12 protein-coding genes are annotated in these 16,230 nt (G+C 69.5%); 9 read left to right on the top strand and 3 right to left on the bottom strand.

Translation table 11 applies throughout. The features are described 5' to 3' along the window. Together NEF64_RS12995 and NEF64_RS12990 are read right to left on the bottom strand one after the other, a co-directional pair. A complete protein-coding gene (locus tag NEF64_RS12995; RefSeq protein WP_252573841.1) occupies positions 1–2,565 on the bottom strand; it encodes a two-partner secretion domain-containing protein in 2,565 nt (854 codons plus the stop codon). Positions 2,566–2,635: 70 nt separating this feature from the next. After that, positions 2,636–4,273 carry a ShlB/FhaC/HecB family hemolysin secretion/activation protein gene (locus NEF64_RS12990; protein WP_056405589.1) on the bottom strand — a complete coding sequence of 546 codons (1,638 nt, stop codon included), beginning with the start codon at positions 4,271–4,273 and terminating at the stop codon, positions 2,636–2,638. A gap of 545 nt (positions 4,274–4,818) precedes the next feature. On the opposite strand from NEF64_RS12990, the gene NEF64_RS12985 reads away from it, so the two are divergent. The 6 genes from NEF64_RS12985 to NEF64_RS12960 are packed head-to-tail and all read left to right on the top strand — an operon-like array spanning position 4,819 to position 13,797. Further along, positions 4,819–7,476, top strand: a complete 2,658-nt coding sequence (locus NEF64_RS12985) for a glycoside hydrolase family 2 (RefSeq protein ID WP_056405590.1) — start codon at positions 4,819–4,821, stop codon at positions 7,474–7,476. Further along, positions 7,473–8,756 (top strand): MFS transporter, encoded by a 1,284-nt coding sequence (locus NEF64_RS12980; RefSeq protein ID WP_056405591.1) that lies wholly within the window; start codon positions 7,473–7,475, stop codon positions 8,754–8,756. The genes NEF64_RS12985 and NEF64_RS12980 overlap by 4 nt, the downstream gene beginning before the upstream one ends. 4 nt (positions 8,757–8,760) lie before the next feature. Further along, the gene (uxuA, locus tag NEF64_RS12975) at positions 8,761–9,945 is read left to right on the top strand and encodes a mannonate dehydratase (protein ID WP_056405592.1); all 1,185 of its coding nucleotides are present in this window, start codon (positions 8,761–8,763) and stop codon (positions 9,943–9,945) included. Continuing rightward, positions 9,942–11,354 (top strand): glucuronate isomerase, encoded by a 1,413-nt coding sequence (uxaC, locus tag NEF64_RS12970; protein WP_056405593.1) that lies wholly within the window; start codon positions 9,942–9,944, stop codon positions 11,352–11,354. The genes uxuA and uxaC overlap by 4 nt, the downstream gene beginning before the upstream one ends. Further along, on the top strand, positions 11,351–12,796 hold the full coding sequence (locus tag NEF64_RS12965) for a mannitol dehydrogenase family protein (RefSeq protein ID WP_252573839.1): 1,446 nt from the start codon (positions 11,351–11,353) through the stop codon (positions 12,794–12,796). Before uxaC ends, NEF64_RS12965 begins: the two co-directional genes overlap by 4 nt. Then, a complete protein-coding gene (locus tag NEF64_RS12960; RefSeq protein WP_056405595.1) occupies positions 12,793–13,797 on the top strand; it encodes a sugar kinase in 1,005 nt (334 codons plus the stop codon). The genes NEF64_RS12965 and NEF64_RS12960 overlap by 4 nt, the downstream gene beginning before the upstream one ends. Before the next feature lie 6 nt (positions 13,798–13,803). Here NEF64_RS12960 and NEF64_RS12955 read toward each other — a convergent pair whose 3' ends face one another. Continuing rightward, positions 13,804–14,766 (bottom strand): 2-hydroxyacid dehydrogenase, encoded by a 963-nt coding sequence (locus NEF64_RS12955; protein WP_056405596.1) that lies wholly within the window; start codon positions 14,764–14,766, stop codon positions 13,804–13,806. 176 nt (positions 14,767–14,942) lie between these two features. On the opposite strand from NEF64_RS12955, the gene NEF64_RS12950 reads away from it, so the two are divergent. The 3 genes from NEF64_RS12950 to NEF64_RS12940 all read left to right on the top strand — a co-directional run bounded on the left by NEF64_RS12950 (position 14,943) and on the right by NEF64_RS12940 (position 16,192). Next, positions 14,943–15,221, top strand: a complete 279-nt coding sequence (locus NEF64_RS12950) for a hypothetical protein (RefSeq protein WP_252573832.1) — start codon at positions 14,943–14,945, stop codon at positions 15,219–15,221. Positions 15,222–15,356: 135 nt separating this feature from the next. Then, entirely contained in the window at positions 15,357–15,932 is a 576-nt protein-coding gene (locus NEF64_RS12945; RefSeq protein ID WP_235516290.1) for an SAM-dependent methyltransferase, read from the top strand. Then, the gene (locus tag NEF64_RS12940) at positions 15,929–16,192 is read left to right on the top strand and encodes a hypothetical protein (RefSeq protein WP_056405598.1); all 264 of its coding nucleotides are present in this window, start codon (positions 15,929–15,931) and stop codon (positions 16,190–16,192) included. The genes NEF64_RS12945 and NEF64_RS12940 overlap by 4 nt, the downstream gene beginning before the upstream one ends. Positions 16,193–16,230 lie beyond the last annotated feature (38 nt).

The following is a 16,230-nucleotide window of genomic DNA, read 5'->3' as shown; positions in this document are numbered from 1 at the left end:
TCAGTGGCGCGCCTGCTTGCGCGGATAGACCGGGACGACGGGGGTGCGTGGCACGGGTTGCGTCAGCTCCCCCAGCGACGATTGCGTCGGCGGCGTCACGGGGACCGGCGTCACGGGGGCCGGGGGGATCGGGAACGGTCCCGGACCCTCCGGCGGCACGCTCACGCCGCCATCGACCACCGTCCCGACCGGCACGTTCGGCCGCCGGACCTGGGCCGGTGGCACCTCGAGGAACGGCCGCGTCGCGGTCGGCAGGACGGTGACGATCACCGGCGTCGGCGTCGGTGTCGGCGTCGGCGTCAATATCGGCGTTGGCGAAGGCGAGGGTGCTGGCGACGGCGCGGGTGCGGGTGCTGGCGACGGGGCTGGCGAAGGCGCTGGCGAGGGGGCAGGCGACGGCGCCGGCGCAGGCGCAGGCGATGGCGACGGTGCGGGCGCTGGGGCCGGCGACGGGGCCGGTGCTGGCGACGGTGAAGGCACAGGCGACGGGGCCGGCGAAGGCGACGGGGCCGGCGACGGTGCCGGGGCAGGGGCTGGGGCCGGTGCAGGCGCCGGCGCGGGCGCCGGTGCTGCGGTGATCGTCCCGGTGGTCCGGAAGCCCGCGGTGCAGCAGGATCCCGCCAGCGCATATTGGTCCGCATTCGCGCCGGTCAGCGTATAGCCGCTATAGCTCACGCCGATGCCCGCCCCGGCGTCCGCGCTGTCGAACGTCGCCGTTGCGTCCGTCCCCGCGACCAGGGCGACGCCGCTCGGCAGACCCGACGTGTCCGAGGCGTTGAAGCCGCTCAGCACCGCCGCATTGGTGCCGTCCGCGACCTTCTGCGCGGACGGGAAGACCAGCATCCGCTGCGCGATCGCCGCACCCTCGGTCAGCACGAACTCGCTCGAGAAGTCGGTCGGCGTGGTATACGAAATAGGATTGTAGTTGATCGACACCGGCGCCGCGGTCACCGTCGTCGGCGGCGACAGCGCGGAAAACACGATCGTGCCGCCATTGACGCCCGGCCCGGTGCCGTCCGCGCCTGCGATCAGCGTCAGCCCGACCGGCAGGCCCAGGCTCTGCGCCGGGATCGTCGTGCCGCGCGTCAGCGTGACGGCGGCGTCGATCATCACGTCATGCCCCGCGCACAGCGCGATGTTGCCGTCGGTCGTCGTGATCGCATGATAGACGTTCACGTTGCGCCCGGCGTTGAGCAGGATGCTGCCATTGACCGTCGTCAGGTCGGCGTTGACGTTCACGTCGCGGCCGCAGCAGGCGACGATGTTGCCGTTGGTCGCGCTGATCGGCGCGTTGATGACCACGTCGCGAAACGCGTTCAACGTCAGCGTCGTCGGCACGCCCGACGCGGTCCACGCGACCGCGTCGTTGACGAAGATGTCGCCATTGCCCGTCGTCGTGTCGCCCGCCGCGGGCAGCGTGCTGATCGTGATGCTGGTCGTCACGAGCTGCGCCGACAGCGTCGAGCCGGAGATGTTGCCGCCTGCGCCGATCACATAATCCTGCGGATCGATCAGCCAGGTGCCGGTCGTGCCGGTCCGCGCCAGCGTCGAGACCTTGGCCCCATCGGCGATGTTGACGGTCGCCGCCGACGTTTCGATGAAGCCGCCATTGCCGCCGACCGGTGCGCTCGCATCGAGCGTGCCGCTGAGATTGGTGGTGCCGGTCTGCATGTCGCCGAGCAGCAGGATGGTGCCGCTGCGGTTCTGCAGCGTCCGCGCCTCGATGATGCCGCTGTTGTTGACCGCGGTGTGGAGCAGGTCGCCTGCGCCCTGCGCGGTCATCACGACCTTGCCGCCATCCGCGCGGATCAGCCCGCCATTGCGGACCAGCGCGCCCACCGCGCCCTTGTCGACCGCGACGTTGAGCAGCCCGTCGCCCGCGACGTCGAGCATGATCGCCTCGCCTGCCGCCAGCACGACCGTGCCGAAATTGGCGCGGATCACGCCGCTGTTGCCGACCTGGGCGCCGAGCAGCGCGACATAGCCGCCCTTGGCAGTGATCGTGCCGTCATTCTGGACGCCCGCGGTGCTGGTCCCGGCAAAGCGCGACTGGCCGGCCATGAAATCCGCATCGCTGATGTTCAGCGTCGATGCGACCAGCCCGCCGACGTTCACGCTGGCGGTCTTGCCGAACACGATGCCGTTGCCGTTGACCAGGAAGACCTTGCCGTTGGACGAGAGGCTGCCGAGGATCGACGATGGATCCGACCCGACCACGCGGTTGAGCGCGACCGAGCTCGTGCCCGGCTGGTCGAAGGTCACGCTCGCGTCCTTGCCGATCGAGAAGGACTGCCAGTTCAGCACCGCGCGATCGCTGGTCTGGGTGACCGTCATCGCCGGCCCGCGCGTCGCGATGCTCGCCTGGCCCGCGGCCACCTCGCCCCCGGTCGGCAGCGTCTGCGCCGTGGCGGGGCGCGCGGCGACCGTGCCGGCAAGGCTGATGCCGATCAGCCACGCGAACCGCGCGAGTCCGGTCGTGCCGAACAGCCCGCCGCGGCGCTGACGCGTCGGGGCGGTGGAGGGGGCAGTAGGGCGATGGCGGATCGATGCGGGGATCGGGGTCATGGGCGGTATCCTCGGGTTGCGGCGGATGGCCGCGAAATGTCGGTGCTGGTCGCTGGGGCGCGCGCGGGCGTCAGAAGCTCTTGGCGATCTGGAACCAGGCGCGGCCGGACCGGTCGGGGGCGGCGGTCGCATCGGCGCTGCCCAGCTTGCGCGCATAGGTGGCGCGCAGCACGATGTCGTACGGCGCAGTCCAGGTCGCGCCCGCGCCATAGGCGCTGCGGACCGCATGGTTCGATCCGTCGAAATAGCGCCGCTTCACATAATCGACCTCGCCGACATCGACGAAGGCGAACAGCTGCAGCGCGCCCGGGATGACCCGCGGCAGCGCGAGCCGCGCCTCGGCGGTCGCGACATAGCCCTGGTCGCCATAGGCCTCGCCCTCGGGATAGGCGCGCACCGCGTAGGCGCCGCCCAGTTCCATCTTCTCGGAGATGTCGAGATTGTTGAACGCGACCTGCCCGCGGACCGAGCCGAACACTGAGACCGGCCCGCTGATCGTCTGCAGCCGCGCCAGGCTGAACTGCATCTTGCCGTAGCGCCCATCGGTGCGCGCGGTCAGTGCGTCGACCGACCGCTCATAGGCACCGCGAATGTCGAGCGTGCCGACCGAGACGCTCAGCGAATAGGCGTTCCAGCCGCCGCCAAGCAGCGTGTCGTGCGAGTCACCGCTGAGGCCGCCGGTGACGACCTGCGCGCGGCGATAGGTGACCGTGTCGACGATCCCGAACCGGTCGTCGAACCATTTCGCATCGCCCGCCACCGTCACGTACAGGTTGCTGTCGCGCGACCGGATCAGAGGGTAGCTGGCATAGACGCTGGCGATCTCGGCATTGCCGCTGCCGTCGAGGCTGTCGAATTCCTTGCCGAGTTCATAGTCGAGATGCGCATAGGCGACGCCAAGCGTCACCTTGCCGATCGGCGCCTGATAGGAGGCGCGGCCATAAGCAAGCCCCGAGAAGGACGTCAGCGCGCGAAAGCCGAGCACGTCGCCCGAGCCGGTCGGGTTGTTCCAGTTGACCGACCCGCCGACGCGGTAAGCGCCGGTATAGCGATTGCCCGCATTGTCGGCCTCGACGCTGCCCCTGATGCTGCGGCCCGGGGTGATGTCGACCAGCAGGTCCGACGTGCCGACCGCGGTGCCGGGGCTCAGCGTCGAACGCACGCGCACGCCGGGCAGGTCGGACAGCATCAGCAGCCGGCGTTCGATCGGCGCGACCGCGACCGCATCACCGACCTCGAGCCCGTCGAGCATGCCGTTCGCGACGCTGTCGGCCAGGCGGGATTCGTTGCGCAGCCCGACCGCGCCGAGGCGACCCTCGACGACCGCGATCGTCACCGTCCCGCTCTGCACGTCCTGCGCGGGCAGATAGGCCTGCGCGACGAAATAGCCGCGGCTGGTATAATAGTCGGTGATCCGCGCCGCGAGCGTCTTCAGACCCGCGAGATCGAGCGTCGCACCGGGCGCGAACCCCGTCGCGGCGACCAGCGTCGCTTCGGGGAACAGCGTCGCGCCGGTGACGCGGATCGCATCCACGCGCGCCGAGGGTCCGCCCGCGGCCGGGATCGCGACCGGCGTCTTGCGCGTCAGGCCGAGCTCGGGATCGGGCGTATCGCTCAGCGGCACGGGCGGGATCTGCTGCAGCTGGCCACCGGCGCCGACCGGCACCTGTGCCTGCGCGGCCCCGCCGCCTGCCACGAGCGCAGCCATACTCACCGCCGCACACGCGGCTGCCCGAAGGATCGACGTCATTGGATATACCTCGAAAGTCACCGCGGATGGACGCTACGAACCTCCCATCCGCAGCAGCGGGAGTCGTAGTAGCAAGGCGTCGGAAGAGCCGCTGAATGCGGCAATGTCGGTGGCGAAGGTCTTGATGAGGAGAAGGTCGATCGTTGTATAAAACGAACGGCCGCTGTGGCTTAGTCCTTCGAATACAACTAAAATATACCTCGATTCCGTTATCGTTCTCTTAACGTTGATCTCTGTTCTTGATTTGAATCAAAAAACAGGTCCGCGCGCGGGCTGATGCTGGGCGCGCGACCTGCCTTACCGGACGGCGGCAAACCCGATCACATGCCAAGCCGCGACAGCCTTATTGTCCTGACACGCAGAGGGCCGGGGGGCGTCAGAGACGTGGCACCACGTGACTCGCTCGTCCAAAAACCGTCCAAAATCCAGGCCAAACTCAAAAATTAACTGGTCAGGCCAATTGTCAGGAATTAAGCTGCCAAAAAAAGATCAGGGAGAGGGTTATGCAGACCAGATATGTCGCGGCGGCCGTCATCGCCGTCATGGCCGCGCCCGCTGCCGCACAGAGCGAGCGATCGGTCGTCCCCTTGGCTCAGGGCTGGGAGTTCCAGCGCGGCGGCGACGTCGATCCGGCGCAGGCGGCACAGGCCCCCGGCTCCTGGGAGCGGGTCAGCGTACCGCACACCTGGAACCGCGTCGGCTATTACATGCCCGACCCCCAGACCCATCTGAACCGTGCCGAATCGGTCGACAAATATCAGGGCGTCGGCTGGTACCGCATGACGTTCACGCCGCCCGCCATGGACGCGGGACAGCGGGCCTGGCTGCAATTCGACGCGGCGAGCCGCACTGCCGAGGTCTGGCTCAACGGTCAGCGGATCGGCGGGCACAAGGGCGGGTTTTCGCGGTTCCGGCTCGATGCCACGCGTGCGCTCCGCGCCGGGCAGGCGAACACGCTGCTGGTCAAGGTCGACAATACGCAACCGGCGCAGGGATCCTCGACCGCCGACATCCTGCCGCTCGCGGGCGATTTCTTTGTGCATGGCGGGCTGTATCGTCCGGTCAGCCTGATCGTCACGAACGCGGTCCATGTCGACATGCTCGATGCCGGTGGCAGCGGGATCTTCGCGACGACCAGGTCGATCGACGCGGCGATGGCCAAGGTCGACGTCCGCGTGCGGATCCGGAACGACGGCACCAAGGCTCAGGCGGTCAACGCGGTGGTCAGGCTGATCGACGCGGGCGGCAAGACGGTCGCGACCGGAACCCGCCGCATCCCCCTGCGCGCCGACACCGCGTCCGAGAGCGTCCAGTCACTGTCGGTCGCGACGCCGCATCTTTGGAACGGGGTCGCCGATCCGTATCTGCACCGTCTGGTGGTCGAGATCGCGACGCCGTCGGGCGCGGTGCTCGACCGGGTCGAGCAGGCGTTCGGCATCCGCGAGATGCGCGCCGACCCGGCCCGCGGCTTCCTGCTCAACGGCAAGCCGCTGCGGCTCCAGGGCGTCGGCTATCACCAGGATCGCGAGGGCAAGGGCTGGGCGACCGCGCCTGCGGATATCGAGCAGGATTTCGCGATCATGCGCGAGATGGGCGTGAACAGCATCCGGCTCACCCATTACCAGCACGGCCAGGTGATCCACGACCTCGCCGATCGGTACGGCATGGTGCTGTGGGACGAGATCCCGCTCGTGTCGCGCTGGACCTGGGGGGACGATGCGGTCGCGACTGCCGGGCTGCGCGACGATGCGCGCCAGCAGCTGCGCGAGCTGATCCGGCAGAACGGCAACCACGCGTCGGTGTTCAACTGGGGCATCGCGAACGAGGTCGATTTCGGCAAGTCGCTGCCGGCGTTCATCACCACCAGCAAGGATACGCCCGCGCCCGATCCGCTGCCGCTGCTGCGCGAACTGAACGCGTTGGCGAAAAGCGAGGATCCGTCCCGCGCGACCGCGCTGGCGACCTGTTGCGAAGGCCGGCTGCTCGGCTCCGCGGACATTCCGATCACCGCGGAGGCCGCCGATCTCGGCGGGGCCAACCGCTATTTCGGCTGGTATTACGGACAGCCCGGCGATCTCGGCAAGCATCTCGACTCGCTCCGCGCGCTGCGCCCGAACCAGCCCGTGTCGGTGACCGAATATGGCGCGGGCGGCGCGACGACGATCCACACCGACAACCCGCTCGGCGGCAAGGTCGACCAGCGCGGCCGCAACCAGCCCGAGGAATATGAGAGCTACATCCACGAAACCGCCTGGGCGACGCTGTCCGCCAAACCCTATCTGTGGGGGACATGGCTGTGGAATTCGTTCGACTTCGCGACGACCGTCCGGCGCGAGGGCGATGCGATCGACATCAACACCAAGGGGCTGGTCACCTACGACCGGAAGATCCGCAAGGACGCCTATTATTTCTACAAGGCGAACTGGACCGCGACGCCGACCGTGCATGTCGCCGGGCGGCGCTATGTCGACCGCGCCTATCCGGCCGCCGACGTCCGGGTTTACAGCAACGCCCCGCGCACCGATCTGCTCGTCAACGACCGCGTCGTCGGCACGCTGAGCGCCTGTCCGCAGATGATCTGCGCCTGGTCGAACGTCGCACTGGCGGCGGGCGCGAACCGCGTCGTCGCGCGCGGCGTCTTCCCGACCGGCGCGGTCGACGACGCGATCGAATGGCGGGTCGCGCCGGAGGCCGCGCGCTCGATCCGGATCGACAGCGGCGCGCTGGTCGCACCCGAGATCGCGGGCAAGCGTTATGGCTCGGACGCGTTCTTCGACGGCGGCCGTTTCGGCGATATCAACGCCTATTCGGGCTATGGGCCGCGCCCCGAGAAGAAGGTCGTCGCGGGGACGCCCGAAGGCGCGGTCGCCGAAACCTACCGCGAAGGCCGGTTCGGCTACCGCGTACCGCTCGCCAACGGGCGCTACACGGTCGAGCTGAGCTTTGTCGAACCCGCGCTCGCGGCGGGCGCCCGGCAGTTCGACGTCGTCGCCAACGGCAAGCGCGCGATCGCCGCGTTGGATATCGCCGCGGTCGCGGGCGCGCCGCTCACGCGCGTCACGCGGCGGATCGTCGTGGGCGTCACCGACGGCATGCTCGACCTGAAATTCGTGCCGATCAAGGGCGACGCGATCGTGTCCGGCATCGAGATCACGCGATGAGCGCGCCGGGCACCCCGCGGCGCGGCTGGCGCAGCGTGCCGCTGCGCTGGCGGCTGATCGCGCTGGTGACGCTGGGGACGATCCTCAACTATCTCGCGCGCTCGACGCTGTCGGTCGCCGCACCGCAGCTGAAGACCGAATTCGGCATGTCGACCGAGGATTACAGCTGGGTCGTGCTGGCGTTCCAGGCCAGCTACACGGTGATGCAGACCGTCGCCGGCAGCGTGCTCGACCTGCTCGGCACGCGGCTCGGCTTCTTTCTGTTCGCAGTCGGCTGGGCGCTCGCCAACATGGCGCACGCGCTGGCGACCGGCTGGCCGAGCCTCGCGCTGTTCCGCGCGCTGCTCGGCGCGAGCGAGGCGGCGGCGATCCCCGCGGGCGCCAAGACGGTGTCCGAATGGTTCCCCCCGCGCGAGCGGTCGCTGGCGACCAGCGTGTTCCAGATGGGCACCAGCGTCGGCAACATGATCGCGCCGCCGCTCGTCGCCTTCTGTATCCTCGCCTGGAACTGGCAGGCGGCGTTCATCGTCACCGGCGGGCTCAGCCTCGTCTGGGCGTTCCTGTGGTATTGGGGCTATCGCAGCCCCGCCGACCATCCCGCGCTGAGCGAGGACGAGCGCGCCGCGATCATCGAGACCCGCGGCGAGGACGTCACCGCCAAGCCCGCGACGCGCGGCGACCTGTTGCGCAGCCGCAGCTTCTGGGGGATCGCGGTCCCGAAATTCCTGGCCGAACCGGCGTGGCAGACGTTCAACTTCTTCATCCCGCTCTATCTGGTGTCGGTATGGAAGCTCGATCTGAAGAGTATCGCCTTGTGGGCGTGGATGCCGTTCCTCGCCGCCGATTTCGGCAGCCTGGCCGCGGGCGTGTTGCCGAGCTGGCTGATGAAGCGCGGCGTGCCGCTGGTCGCGTCGCGCAAGATCACGATGACGATCGGCGCGCTGTGCATGATCGGGCCGGCGTGCATCGGTCTTGCGGACTCGCCCGGTGTCGCGATCATCCTGTTCTGCATCGGTGGCTTCGCGCACCAGATGCTGAGCGGCGCGCTGGTGACGCTGTGTTCCGACATGTTCGACAGCCGGACGGTCGGCACCGCGACCGGGATGGCGGGGACGTCGGCCTGGGTAGGGGGGATGCTGTTCACGCTGCTGATCGGGCAGAGCGCGGATGCGTGGGGATATGACCCGCTGTTCGCCGCGTTGGCGGCGCTCGATCTGCTCGCGGCGGTCGTCTTGTGGAGTTTGCTGCGCGCTACGCCGCGCACGGGGTTGAGGGTTTAAGAGGATGACGAGTGTGTTGATGACGCAGACGATGCGCTGGTTCGGGCCGAACGATCCGGTGCGGCTGGACAGCATCCGGCAATCCGGCGCGACCGAGGTGGTGACCGCGCTGCACGAGGTCCCGAACGGCGAGATCTGGACGCGCGAGGCGATCGCCGCGCGCAAGCAGATGGTGCGCGACGCCGGGCTCGACTGGACGGTGGTCGAAAGCCTGCCGGTCGACGAGGGCATCAAGACCCGCTCGGGCGAATGGGATCGGCTGATCCATGCCTACCGCGAGAGCCTGCGCAATCTCGCGGCGTGCGGCATTCGCGTCGTCACCTATAATTTCATGCCTCTGCTCGACTGGACGCGCACCGATCTCGCCTGGGAACTGCCCGACGGATCGCGTGCGCTGCGGTATGAGGCGATCGTGGTGGCCGCCTATGACCTGTTCATGCTGCAGCGGCCGGGTGCCGAGCAGAGCTATGCGCCAGCGGTGCGCGACGCGGCGGCGGCGCGCTTTGCCGGCATGGACACGGCGGCGCGCGCGGATCTCGAACGGACGATCCTTGCGGGGCTGCCGGGCAGCGAGGAGGGCTTCACCTCGGCCGCGTTCCTCGAGGCGATCGGCCGCTACGACGCGATCGACGCGGCGCGGCTGCGCGACAATCACGTCGCGTTTCTCGAGGCGGTGTGCCCGCTGGCCGACGAGCTCGGTATCGCGCTGGTCGTCCATCCCGACGATCCGCCGTTTCCGATCTTCGGCCTGCCGCGCGTTGTCAGCACCGAGGCCGACGTGACCGACCTGTTCACGCGCGTGCCCAATGTCTCGAACGGGCTGTGCCTGTGTACCGGGTCGTTCGGCGTGCGCGCCGACAACGACCTGCCCGGCATGGTCGACCGGCTCGGCTCGCGGATCGGCTTCCTCCATCTGCGCTCGGTCCAGCGCGAGGCCGATGGCGCGTTCCACGAAGCCGATCATCTGGAGGGCGATGCCGGCATGGCCGCGGTCATGGCGGCGGTCCACCGGCTGTCGGTCCGCGAAGGCCGCAGCATCCCGATGCGCCCCGACCATGGTCATCAGATGCTCGACGACCTGACGCGCACGACCAATCCGGGCTATTCGCTGCTCGGCCGGATGCGCGGGCTCGCCGAACTGCGCGGACTTGAACGCGGTATCGCCTTTGCGGCAGGAGCCCTTGCATGACCCGTCCTTTAGAGCTTCACCCCGACCGGCTGTTCCCCGCCGATCCGACCACCCGCGCGATCGCCCGCACGCTCTATGCGGAGATCGCCGACCTGCCGATCGTCAGCCCGCACGGCCATACCGATCCGACCTGGTTCGCCGACAATGCCAACTGGACCGACGCGACGTCGCTGCTGCTCGCGCCCGACCATTATCTGTTCCGCATGCTCTACAGCCAGGGCGTCGATCTGGACGCGCTGACGATCGCGCGGCGCGATGGCACGCGGAGCGCCGATCCGCGCGCGGCGTGGCGGCTGCTCGCCGACCATTATGCGCTGTTCCGCGGCACGCCGTCGCGGATGTGGCTCGACCATGTCTTTGCCGAGGTGTTCGAGTTCGACGTCGCGTTCGAGCCGGCGACCGCGGACCTGTATTTCGACACGATCGGCGAAAAGCTCGCGACCGCGGCGTTCCGCCCGCGCGCGCTGTTCGACCGGTTCCGGATCGATTTCCTCGCCACCACCGAAGGCGCGCACGACAGCCTCGACGCGCATCACCGGATCCGCGAGAGCGGCTGGAACGGCCGTGTCGTCACCACCTATCGCCCCGACGGCGTGATCGATGTCGAGCACGAGCAATTCGCCGGCGCGCTGCGCCGCTTCGGCGAGCTGACCGGCGAGGACGTCTATGGCTGGCAGGGCTATCTCGCCGCGCACCGCAAGCGCCGCGCAGATTTCCGCGCGGCGGGCGCCACCGCGACCGATCACGGCCATCCGACCGCGGCGACCGCGAACCTGTCGACCCCCGAATGCGAGGCGCTGTTCGCGCGCATCACCGGTGACGACTGGACCGCCGCCGACGCCGAGCTCTTCCGCGCGCAGATGCTGACCGAGATGGCGGCGATGAGCGTCGAGGACGGCATGGTCATGCAGATCCATCCCGGCTCGGTGCGCAATCACAATGCCGGGCTGTTCGCCAGCCATGGCCGCGACAAGGGCGCGGACATTCCCGGGCGCACCGACTATGTCCACGCCCTCAAGCCGCTGCTCGACCGGTTCGGGACCTCGACCGAGCTGTCGATCATCCTCTTCACGCTCGACGAGACGGTCTATGCGCGCGAGCTGGCACCGTTGGCGGGGCATTATCCGTGCCTGAAGCTCGGCCCCGCCTGGTGGTTCCACGACAGTCCCGAGGGCATGTGGCGGTTCCGCGAGATGACCACCGAGACTGCGGGCTTCTACAACACCGTCGGCTTCAACGACGATACGCGCGCCTTCCTGTCGATCCCGGCGCGGCACGACGTCGCGCGCCGCATCGACTGCGGCTATCTCGCGCGGCTGGTCGCCGAGCACCGGCTGGAGGATTGGGAGGCGGCAGAGCTCGCGCGCGAACTGACGAGCGATCTGGTCCGCAAGGCGTACCGGTTGTGAGGCTGTCCAGGGCCACGCGCTCCGCGCTCGCCGCCGACGTGGCGCAGCCCGCGTCCTCGGCCGTCACCGTCGGGCGGATCGTCCATCTCGGGATCGGCGCGTTCCACCGCGCGCATCAGGCGGTCTATACGCAGGATGCATCGACGCCGGACGCGGGCTGGCGGATCACCGGCGTGTCGCTGCGCTCGCCGCAGGTGCGCGACACGCTCGCACCACAGGACGGGCTGTATACCGTGACCGAACGGTCGAACGGCGTCAGCGCGACCCGGCTGATCGACGTGATCGACACGCTGCTGGTCGCCACGGAGGATCCCGACGCGGTGATCGCCGCGCTGGCCGACCCCGCGACCCAGGTCGTGACGCTGACCGTCACCGAAAAGGGCTATTACCGGCATCCGGCGACCGGCGCGCTGCTCGTCGACGATCCGGCGATCGCGCACGACCTGGGCGGCGGCGTGCCGCGGACGATCTTCGGCTTTCTGGCGGCGGCGCTCGATCGGCGACGCGGTGCGGGGGCAGGGGGACTGACGTTGGTGTCGTGCGACAATCTGTCGGGCAATGGCGCGCTGTTGATGCGCCTGTTGCTCGCGTTCGTCGAACGCCGCGATGCGGATCTGGCCGAATGGGTGCGTGCGCACGTCACCGCGCCCGACACGATGGTCGACCGGATCGTGCCCGCCTCGACCGAGGCCGACCGCGCGGGGGTCGCGACCGCGATCGGGGTCGACGACGCCGCCGCCCTTGTCACCGAACCGTTCCGGCAATGGGTGATCGAGGACCGCTTCGCCGGCCCGCGCCCGCGCTGGGAGGCGGCGGGGGCGCAGATCGTCGACGACGTCGCGCCGTTCGAACTCGCCAAGCTGCGGCTGTTGAACGCCAGCCATTCGACGCTCGCCTATGTCGGACTGCAACGGGGCCACGCCTTTGTCCATGAGGCGATCGCCGACCCGGCGCTGCGCGCGTTCGTGATCGCTCAGATGCAGGAGGAGGCGGTGCCAAGCCTGACCGCGGCGGCGGGGCTCGATCCCGCGGCGTACATCGACGCGATCCTCGACCGCTTCGCCAATGCCGATCTTCACCACCGGCTCGATCAGATCGCGATGGACGGATCGCAGAAGCTCCCGCAACGCTGGATCGCGACCGTCGCCGAGCGGCAGGCGCAGGGGCTCGACAGCCCGAAGCATCGGCTCAGCCTCGCCGCGTGGATCGCCTATACCGCCGCCGCGCCCGCCATGGCCGACGATCCGCTGCGCGATCGCTACGCCGCGATCTGGGCTGACACGGCGGGCGACGCGCGGCAGGTCGTCGCGCGGTTCGTCGGTGAGCTCGGCATATTCCCCGCCGATTTCGACCACGCGGCGCTGGGCGATGCGGTGGTAACGTGGCAGGCGCAGGGGCCAGAGGCCGCACTGCGCGGCGCCATCGGAGAGCCCGTCGCATGACCGGTACGATAGTGTGTTTCGGCGAGATGCTGTTGCGGCTCGCCGCGCCCGACCGGGGGCATTTGTTCCAGGACGCCCGGCTTGACGCGCATTTCGGCGGCGCGGAGGCGAACGTCGCGGTCGCGCTCGCGCGGATCGACGTTCCCGCCGCGGTCGTCACGACGCTGCCGCATGGGCTGATCGGCAATGCGGCGCTCGACTCGGTCCGCGCTGCGGGCGTCGACGTCTCGCGGGTGGTGCGCGCGGACGGTCGGCTCGGCCTGTATTTCCTCTCGCCGCCGAGCGGGTCGCGCGGCGCGCAGATCGTCTACGACCGCCTCGACAGCAGTTTCGCCGCGACCCCGTCGAGCGCCTATGACTGGCCCGCGATGCTGGACGGCGTCGGCTGGCTGCATCTGTCGGGGATCATTCCCGCAATTGGTCCGGGTGCTGCGCAGCTGTCGCTCGATGCGATCGCGGCGGCGCGGGCGGCGGGGGTCAGGGTCTCGTTCGACGGCAATTTCCGCGCGAGCATGTGGGCGCGCTGGTGCGCCGATCCGCAAGGCGTGCTGGTCGATCACATCGACGGTGCGGACCTGCTGTTCGGCAGTCACCGCGACATCTCGCTGCTGCTCGGCGAGGACCATGCGGGCGACACGCCGGACGCGCGGCGTCGCGCGTGCGAGGCCGCGTTCGCGCGGTTTCCGACGCTCGCCTGCATCGCCTCGACCGCGCGCCGCGTGATCGATGCCGATACGCACGCCCTGTCCGCGCGCGTCGATCGGCGTGACGACTCGTTCGAGACCGAGACTGTCCTCGTCACGCAGATCGTTGACCGGATCGGCACCGGCGACGCGTTCGCCGCGGGCGTGCTCTCCTGTCTCGACGACGGGTGCGAGGCGGCGGCGCGACGCGGCCTCGCGCTCGCCGCGCTCAAGCATGGCACCGCGGGCGATCACAGCCGGACGACGCTGACCGATCTCGCCGACTTCACCGGGGCACCCGCCGACGTGCGGCGGTGACCGGGCTCAGCCCGGGTTGGGCGTCTCCGCGACGGGGGTGAGCGCGCGGCCGGTCTCGAACCATTCGCGCAGATTGTCGACCACCAGCCCGCCCATAGCCGCGCGCGTCCGCTTCGACGCCGAGCCGATATGCGGCAGCAGCACCGTGTTCGGCAGCGCGCGCAGGCTGACGGGGACATTGGGCTCGTCCTCATAGACGTCGAGCCCGGCGGCGAGGATCGTGCCCTGCTGCAACGCCGCGATCAGCGCGTCCTGATCGACGACGCTGCCGCGCGCGACGTTGATGAACACGCCCTGCGCGCCCAGCGCCTCGAGCACCGCGGCGTCGACCAGATGCTGCGTCCCCTGACCGCCGGGCACGATCGCGATCAGCACGTCGCACGCCGCGGCCAGCGCGACCGGCGTGTCGTGATAGTCATAGCTGATATCGGCCTGCCGCGACCGGCCGTGATAGGCGATCGGCACGTCGAACGCCGCGAGCCGCCGCGCCACCGCCTTGCCGATCGCGCCGAGCCCCAGGATCCCGATCCGCCGTCCGCGCAGGCTCGGCGACAGCGGAAACGACTGTTCCGCCCAGGCACCGTCGCGGACATGGCGATCGGCCTGCGGAATCCCGCGCAGCGTCGCCAGCAGCAGCCCGATGGTCAGATCGGCGACCTCCTCGTCCAGCACGCCGGGTGTATTGGTCACGACGATCCCGCGCGTCGCGGCGGCGTCCGCGTCGATCCCGTCATAGCCCACGCCGAAATTGGCGACGATTTCGAGCGCGGGCAGCCGGTCGTACCACGACGCGTCGATCCGCCCCGCGAGCGAACTCGCCGCAAGCCCGCGGACGCGCGGCGCCACCGTCGCGAGGAACGCGTCGGGGTCTTCCTGCTCCCATAGACGGTGCACAACGAACCGCTCGCCCAGCGCGTCGACGACGCTCGGCAGCATGGGGGCGGGGATCAGGATTTCGGGTCGGTTCATGCCGGGGGTTTACGCATAAATGGCGCGGGCAGACACCCCTTTCCGGGTCACCCGCGGCCGCCGACGCACGCGAGAAAACTGCCCAACCCTATGCCCCCGCTACGCAAAAGGCCGGGATCGCTCTCGAATTGCTATGCCACGGCCGATAGCTGGAGGGCCACGACAAGGAGAGTGGCATGGCAGCGTGGCCTCGTTCGCGGCGCGCGGATCTTGGTCTGCGCGCGGTGGGACTTCTCCTCTGCGCAATGACGTACATCGCCGTGTGGCGGCTGTCCGCCCTCGCGCTTTCCCCTCACGCCGCGGGTGCGTTGGCCTTCGCGCTCGCCGCGATCGGCTTTCTGGGGGCGAGCGCGGGCAGTGTCATGGTGCTACTCGGGCATCACCTGTTCGACGGTATCGCGGTCAGCGAGCGCTGGCGGCCCCGCGTCCGCGCCACGCCAGCGACCACGCGCTGAAATGCGACGAGCCGTTGCGGCCACTATGGCGCCACTATGGCGTTTCGGGAAATCGCTCTCGAATCCCTATGCCGCGGTTCGTAATTCGGGTTTGCGGGCGCCTGGACGCCCGATCACACAGGCAAAAGCGCGAACATGTCGTCTGAACCCACGCCGGAGCCCCGCGCACGCGGGCGCGTCATTCCTCTCGGCCAGAACAAGGCGGGCCACGGGCGTGTGACGACCGCACGCGGCGCCACGGCTGAAGCGAAGGCGGACATGCCCGCCACCATGACCCGAGCCTGCGCACGCCGCGCGACGCGCGATCCGCGCTGGCCACATATCACGGCGGCGCTCGCCGATCTGCGCGAACGGCATCGCCACGCGGTCCGGATCGTTGATGCCGACTGTGCTTGCGGGACACTGCTGATCGAGACCGTGCGTTACGCCCGCGCGCTCGGCTTCACCGCGATCGAGGGGCAGGGCGTCGACGATGCGCCGGCGCTGATCGGCCGTGCCCGCGCCGCTGCAGCGCGGCTGCACGATCCCGCGATCGGGCTCGACTTCGAAGGTGGCGGTCTGGCGCAGGCGCTCGCCCGCGAAGCCGATTTCCCCGCCGACATCGTGCTGTGCCACGACCAGGACGGCGGCATCGCGCGGCTGCTGGCGGCCGCCGGCACGCTCGTGATCGCCGATCCCGTCGCGACGCGCGTGCGGAGTGAGGCGGCATGACGCGGCGCGACCTGCAATGGAAAGCGGGTGGCTTCGCGCTGATGGCCGTCTCCTGTGCGCTGTGCATGGCGGTCGACGGATCGCCGCTGATGCTCCTCTTCTTCCCGCTCGCGCTGCTCGGGTTGCCGCTGATGATCCATGGCAAACGCGTCGGGCAGATGGTCCGGGCGGAACGCCGCGGGCACAGCCACACGGTCGACGCCGTCCATGCCGCGCGCAGACGTCGGCGCGGACAGGGCAGCGATGGCTTCGGCCGCTGACCAGCAGAGGACCTGTTACGGACATCGTCGACGATCGC

The organism is Sphingomonas aerolata (genome assembly GCF_023935825.1).
Taxonomy (GTDB): domain Bacteria; phylum Pseudomonadota; class Alphaproteobacteria; order Sphingomonadales; family Sphingomonadaceae; genus Sphingomonas; species Sphingomonas aerolata.
The sequence above is the reverse complement of the archived record's forward strand: the minus strand, read 5'-3'. Positions and strand labels throughout refer to the sequence as shown.

Excerpts from the sequence above, each read along its gene's own strand:
- NEF64_RS12995 (WP_252573841.1), bottom strand. The coding sequence starts at position 2,565 with ATGACCCCGATCCCCGCATCGATCCGCCATCGCCCTACTGCCCCCTCC.
- NEF64_RS12990 (WP_056405589.1), bottom strand. The coding sequence starts at position 4,273 with ATGGCTGCGCTCGTGGCAGGCGGCGGGGCCGCGCAGGCACAGGTGCCG.
- NEF64_RS12985 (WP_056405590.1), top strand. The coding sequence starts at position 4,819 with ATGCAGACCAGATATGTCGCGGCGGCCGTCATCGCCGTCATGGCCGCG.
- NEF64_RS12980 (WP_056405591.1), top strand. The coding sequence starts at position 7,473 with ATGAGCGCGCCGGGCACCCCGCGGCGCGGCTGGCGCAGCGTGCCGCTG.
- uxuA (WP_056405592.1), top strand. The coding sequence starts at position 8,761 with ATGACGAGTGTGTTGATGACGCAGACGATGCGCTGGTTCGGGCCGAAC.
- uxaC (WP_056405593.1), top strand. The coding sequence starts at position 9,942 with ATGACCCGTCCTTTAGAGCTTCACCCCGACCGGCTGTTCCCCGCCGAT.
- NEF64_RS12960 (WP_056405595.1), top strand. The coding sequence starts at position 12,793 with ATGACCGGTACGATAGTGTGTTTCGGCGAGATGCTGTTGCGGCTCGCC.
- NEF64_RS12955 (WP_056405596.1), bottom strand. The coding sequence starts at position 14,766 with ATGAACCGACCCGAAATCCTGATCCCCGCCCCCATGCTGCCGAGCGTC.
- NEF64_RS12950 (WP_252573832.1), top strand. The coding sequence starts at position 14,943 with ATGGCAGCGTGGCCTCGTTCGCGGCGCGCGGATCTTGGTCTGCGCGCG.
- NEF64_RS12945 (WP_235516290.1), top strand. The coding sequence starts at position 15,357 with ATGTCGTCTGAACCCACGCCGGAGCCCCGCGCACGCGGGCGCGTCATT.
- NEF64_RS12940 (WP_056405598.1), top strand. The coding sequence starts at position 15,929 with ATGACGCGGCGCGACCTGCAATGGAAAGCGGGTGGCTTCGCGCTGATG.